The sequence below is a fragment of the Kroppenstedtia guangzhouensis genome (assembly GCF_014637345.1).
GTDB lineage: Bacteria > Bacillota > Bacilli > Thermoactinomycetales > DSM-45169 > Kroppenstedtia > Kroppenstedtia guangzhouensis.
Window position 1 is genome coordinate 1 of sequence record NZ_BMEX01000076.1, and the last position, 718, is coordinate 718.

The window sequence follows — 718 nt, forward strand, 5'->3', positions numbered from 1 at the left end:
ATCCTGGCTTTTCGGCCACCTGTGGCAGGCTTTCCTGGTCTTCGGGCCGGTGATCCTGACCTACCGGTTGCAAAAAGGTCAGAAACGCAAGAAGTCCGATACCCGTTGCGCCGGGGACCGGACTTCTAGTTCGAACCGTCATTAGCCAAGCTATTGCACGGACCCGGTGACGCGGGTTCGTGCCTTTTTATTTTATGCGTTTTCTTTGTCTTCATTCTATCCCAATAGAAGACAAATGTAAACCAGAGTCAGGAGCCTTAGGTTCCGGCCGTCCAGAGCGCTCCTGTCCGGCTACCGGTTCCCTTCCCCGGGGAGCTAGTCAGGAGGCGCAGGCGAAGCATTTGTGACTAACCCGGCCCCTTAGCGTACAGGGTGCCGGGTATTCTGTGTCCAAAATGTGTCTTAGCGTACAATTTTTCCGAAATGGTCCGGGGACCCCAGATCGGCGGCCCGGCACTGCTCCGGGTGCGCTTCCCCGGGAGCTCCCCCGGCGAGATTTGCGAGGCTGGTCAGGCGACTGGGGAGGTGCCGGGGATCCGGTCGAGTGGCGGGTGGCCCCCGGGGAAGAATAGCCCCTCTCAGGCGCTGAGAGCCCGTGTGAGCGCTGGAAACTACCACCGGAGGGGAGAAGTACCTGGCTGTAATTTTGAGCTGCCCAGGGCGCTCCTGTTCGGCTGCTGGTTCCCTCCCGATCACTTCCCCGGTGGATCCATACCAG

1 protein-coding gene is annotated in these 718 nt (G+C 59.9%); it reads right to left on the reverse strand.

What is annotated here, in order from left to right:
* Positions 1–402: 402 nt before the first annotated feature.
* Positions 403–718 (reverse strand): hypothetical protein (locus IEV46_RS18295; protein ID WP_229736223.1); only part of this gene is annotated, 316 nt, incomplete at its 5' end.